Here is a 4474-nt window from a genome sequence, read left to right as displayed (position 1 = left end):
TAGTCAAACAAGAACGTCCCCAATGACTACTGACTACTCCCCTTGCATCAAAAACCGCCCCGTTCTCTGTAGAGGACGGGGCGGTTTGTCATTGTAGCTTGAGCGGCCAAGCTTATGCGAAGCGGGCGACGAGCTCCTGGAGCACGTCGGTCATCTTGACGAGCGAGTTGACCGGGACGAACTCGTTGACGCCGTGGTAGCAGTAGCCGCCCGTGGAAAGGTTGGGGCAGGGCAGGCCGCGGAACGACAGCTGCGCACCGTCGGTACCACCGCGAATCGGCAGCACCTGGGGCTCAATGCCGCAGGCAAGGTAGGCTTCCTTGGCGACATCGATAAGCTCGGGGTAGTCACGCACGATCTCGGCCATGTTGCGGTACTGCTGCTTGATCTCGACCGTCACGCGTTCCTCGCCCAGGCGCTGGTTGAGCAGGGCTGCGGCGGAATCAATCAGCGCGAGTTTCTGCTGGAACTTGGCGGCGTCATGGTCGCGGACGATATAGCGCGCTGTGGCGTGATCGACGGTCGCAGATACACCCTCAAGGTGATAAAAGCCCTCGTAGCCCTCGGTGTATTCCGGGCGCTGCGCATAAGGGAGCAGCGCGTTAAAGTCGCAGAACAGATTGCCTGCGTTGACCATACGGCCCTTGGCGTCGCCCGGGTGGATGGACTGGCCCTCAAAGCGGACGGTCGCCTCGGCGGCGTTAAAGCACTCCCACTCCAGCTCGCCGATGGGGCCGCCGTCGACCGTGTAGGCGTACTTGCAGCCAAAGGCCTCGATGTCCAACAGCTCGGCTCCGTGGCCGATCTCCTCGTCCGGGCAAAAACAGATGCCGAGTGCGGGGTGGGGCAGCGAGGGGTCCTGAGCGATACGCGCGACAAGCGCCATGATCTCGGCGACGCCTGCCTTGTCGTCGGCGCCCAGCAGTGTGGTGCCGTCACTGCAGACCAAGTCCTCACCCACAAGGTCGTTCAGGGCGGGAAGCTTGGCGGTGCTCATGGCCATGGGCTTGCCGTCGGCGGTACCGCAGACCAGGTCGCCGCCTTCGTAGTGCACAATGTGCGGCTTCACGCCGGCGCCTGGCGCAACCTCGGTGGTGTCGAGGTGCGCGATCAGGCCCAGGGCGGGCTTGTCCTCAGCGCCCGCGCTCGCAGGAACATGCGCGCAGACGTAGGCATGTTCGGTCACATGGGCATCGGCAGCGCCAAGCTCGCGCAGCTCCTCGGCCAGGATGTTGGCAAGGTCAAACTGAACGGTGCTCGAAGGCACCTGATCGCAGTTTGCATCCTCGGACTGCGTGTTGATTTGGACGTAGCGCAAAAAGCGCTCAAGGACGTCGGGGTTCGTGGTCTTGTTTTCCATAAGGACCGCTCCAATCTTGGTCGTCGTGTGCAACAAGAACTCTAGCACGGTATGCCACGGCATACCGTGACGCTTGGATGGGGTAGAATCACCCTTTGAACGCAGAAGGGACGGAAGGTCATGGATACGACAAATAGCTCGCGCGAGCTGCACCTAACGGTGGCGAACGAAGACTACTTGGAGTGCATGGTTCGCATCGAAAGTGAAGAAGGGGAGACCAGTGGCGTGCGATCGGTCGACATCGCGCAGCGTCTTGGTGTCTCCAAGGCATCGGTCAATAAGGCAGTTTCGGCGCTTAAGGCGTCCGAGCTTGTCGAGCAATCGCATTACGGCAAGGTCATCCTGACCGACCGTGGTCGCGAGGTCGGCACGGCTATCTGGTACCGCCATCGCCTTGTCCGCACGTTTTTGGTCCAGGAGCTCGGCGTCGATTTTGAGCGAGCCGATTCCGAGGCGTGCATGATGGAACATGCGCTTTCCGAGGATACGATGAGCCGCTGGCTCGCCTATCTCGAAAAACAGGGAATCAGCGTCGAGGAATAGCGAAACACATATATGGATACGAGTTATTACAACCGCCCCGGTGGCGAGGAACTTATGCGCCGCATGTCGAGCGAGACCCTGTTGACGCAGGGCCCCATGGGCAGCGTGCTGATGAGTGAATACGACGCTGCCGACATCCCACCGGCGTTTTGGAACCTTGCCGAGCCGCAGACTGTTTCTCGTATTCATCGCCTGTATGTCGCCGCCGGTGCGCAGGTGCTCATTACCAATACCTTTCAGGCATCAAGCTTTGCCCTCAAGCAAGATCAGATTACGCCGTCCGTGGCTGAGGTCAATCGCGGTGCCGTCGACGATGCGCGCCAGGCGCACCCTCAGCTGCTGCTGGGCTCGATGGGCCCGATCGGCATTGAGTGGTTTGCCGAAGACTCTGCCGAATATCGAGAAATCCGAGGCATTTCGCGAGAGCAGGCATACGACCTGCTCAATGCTGGTGTTGACGGTCTGCTGATCGAAACGGTGACGTCTATCCGTAATTTGCAGCCCATGCTCGCCGGCGCCCAGGATGCCGCCGACGGCATGCCTGTTTTGGTGAGTTTTGTCGTTGACGATAAAGGCGACCTGCTAGGCGATGGCCTCAACATCGAGGCTGCCGTTTTGTACGCCGAAAAGCACGGCGCAAACTCGGTTGGCGTTAACTGCTGTTCACTTGCGGCCGCGAACGTGGCGGTGCCCAGGATGGTTGCATCGGCGACTACGCCCGTCACGGTACGCCCCAACGTGGGCGATCCGGTCCAAACTCAGGATGGTCCTGTGTGGCGCGAGAATCCCGAAGCCTTCGCGCGCGCATGCATCGAATGGAGACATGCCGGTGCCGCAATGGTGGGCAGTTGCTGTGGAACCACGGCGATCACAACGGCGGCGATGGCCGAGGCACTCGATATATAAAGGTCAAAACCGCTCCATACGGGGCGGTTTTTTTGTTGGTTACACATCGTCGGTAACATTTGCCCAAATGGTGAATGCTGGTGCCGGCAGGTTGCCGAGTGTGTATCGCGGGTATACCTCATGCGTACCATGATCCAAACACTGTGAGGTGTCTGCGCGTGTGCGCGATAATTCATTTTGGAACTGACGGTTGGCGCGCTCGCGTCGACGACGACTTTACCGCCGACAACATTGCCCGTATCGCCGATGACGTCGGCGAGTTGTGGCAAAAGACCAATCCGGGCAAAACGGTATATATAGGGTTCGACACCCGGCCGCAGGCGCGCGAGTTCGCTGAGCTTGCGGCGGGTGTGCTAGCAGCGCACGGGCTAGACGCCGTGCTCGCTTCGCGACCTGTTCCGACCCCTGCCCTTACGTGGGCGGCGGCGTATGACGGTGAGGCGTGCGGCGCGCTCATGGTGACGGGGTCCCATCATCCGCAGGGTTATCTGTGTCTCAAGATTCGCATGGGTGACGGCTCGACCGCCAACCAGGATGTCATCGAGGAACTCGAAGAGACCATGGCCCCCGAGCCGATGGGGATCGAGGAACGCTATCGCACCGCGGATATTATTCCTGACTATATGCAGGCGGTGGCATCGTTTGTCGATGCCGAGGCCATTCGAGCCGCTCACCTGCGTGTGGTAGTTGACCCCATGGGCGGCGCGGCCCAGGGATATCTTGCCGACCTGCTGCGGGAGCTAGGCGTCGAGGTGCACGAGATCCATGCCGGACAGTCGTCCGATCAAGAGGACATTTGCCCCGACCCTGTTGAGCCATGGGTGGACGCTTGCGAGCGTGCGGTTGTCGAGGACGGGGCGTGCGCGGGCCTGGTGACCGACGGCGATGCCGATCGTATCGGCGCGGTCGACGAACGCGGTAGATATATACATCCGCATCAAATCATGGCGCTTGTTTTGGGTGACCTCGTTCAATTCCGCAATTTGGAGGGGCGTGTCGTCGTCAATCTCTCGTGCTCGACGCTCGTGCGCCGCATTGCTGAGGCGCTTGGCTGTCGTGTGACCGTTAAGCCGGTCGGTTTCAAATATATAGCTGCAGAGATGAAGAAGGGCGGCGTCCTCATGGGAGGCGAGGAGGCCGGCGGTATCGGCATCGCCGCGCATATGCCCGAGCGTGATGGAATTCTTGCTTGTCTGATTCTGTGTGAGCTTATGGCAAAGACGGGCGCGCCCTTGGGCGTTTTGGTCGATCAGCTCGAGGCCAGTTTTGGTAAGACGAGTTATGGGCGTCGCGATTTGCGCCTTGAGGCCGAAGACGCCGAATCGCTGCGAACGCTGCTTCCCGGCATGAATCCCAAATCGATTTACGGCAAGGCGCCGCAGGCTGTAAGCCATATGGATGGTTTACGTTTGGCATTCGAGGATGACACCTGGCTGCTGATCCGCCCCAGCGGGACCGAACCGGTGGTTCGCGTATACGCCGAGGGGTTCTCGGTGGAGGAGCGCGATGGGTTGCTCGATGCCGGCTGTGCCTTGGCCAAGGGAGCCTATCAGCTTTAGCTATATGACGCTTCACTATAAAGAGGCCCTCGGTGAGTGGTAGAGAACGGCTGGCAAACGTAAGTAGGGTCTTAATATATGTAGGAAATGTGTACGCCCAGATTCC

Annotated in this window: 4 protein-coding genes and 1 pseudogene (1 of these 5 cut by a window edge); 4 read left to right on the top strand and 1 reads right to left on the bottom strand. The window is 60.0% G+C overall.

Annotated elements, in window-relative coordinates:
- Positions 1 to 3, top strand: a pseudogene (locus SFLMC1_RS05415) (LCP family protein); it begins 1239 nt to the left of the window's first position.
- Between the two features lie 109 nt (positions 4 to 112).
- Here the strand turns inward: SFLMC1_RS05415 and pepT are convergent.
- Positions 113 to 1360, bottom strand: coding sequence for a peptidase T (gene pepT / locus SFLMC1_RS05410; protein ID WP_152073237.1), 1248 nt, complete (start codon positions 1358 to 1360; stop codon positions 113 to 115).
- A 120-nt stretch (positions 1361 to 1480) separates the two neighbouring features.
- Here pepT and SFLMC1_RS05405 point away from each other — a divergent pair, with 120 nt between their 5' ends.
- From SFLMC1_RS05405 to SFLMC1_RS05395, 3 genes are all read left to right on the top strand, one after another.
- A complete protein-coding gene (locus SFLMC1_RS05405) occupies positions 1481 to 1903 on the top strand; it encodes a metal-dependent transcriptional regulator (RefSeq protein ID WP_152073236.1) in 423 nt (140 codons plus the stop codon).
- 12 nt (positions 1904 to 1915) lie between these two features.
- Positions 1916 to 2809, top strand: coding sequence for a homocysteine S-methyltransferase family protein (locus SFLMC1_RS05400; protein WP_152073235.1), 894 nt, complete (start codon positions 1916 to 1918; stop codon positions 2807 to 2809).
- A gap of 158 nt (positions 2810 to 2967) precedes the next feature.
- Entirely contained in the window at positions 2968 to 4368 is a 1401-nt protein-coding gene (locus tag SFLMC1_RS05395; protein WP_152073234.1) for a phosphoglucomutase/phosphomannomutase family protein, read from the top strand.
- Positions 4369 to 4474 lie beyond the last annotated feature (106 nt).

This window comes from Collinsella aerofaciens (assembly GCF_901212495.1).
Lineage (GTDB): Bacteria > Actinomycetota > Coriobacteriia > Coriobacteriales > Coriobacteriaceae > Collinsella > Collinsella aerofaciens_H.
Note: the sequence above shows the minus strand (reverse complement) of the source record. Positions and strands in the feature narration are given on the sequence as shown.

What these genes read in the sequence shown, in the direction of transcription:
- pepT (WP_152073237.1), bottom strand. Translation starts at nt 1,360, where the DNA reads ATGGAAAACAAGACCACGAACCCCGACGTCCTTGAGCGCTTTTTGCGC.
- SFLMC1_RS05405 (WP_152073236.1), top strand. Translation starts at nt 1,481, where the DNA reads ATGGATACGACAAATAGCTCGCGCGAGCTGCACCTAACGGTGGCGAAC.
- SFLMC1_RS05400 (WP_152073235.1), top strand. Translation starts at nt 1,916, where the DNA reads ATGGATACGAGTTATTACAACCGCCCCGGTGGCGAGGAACTTATGCGC.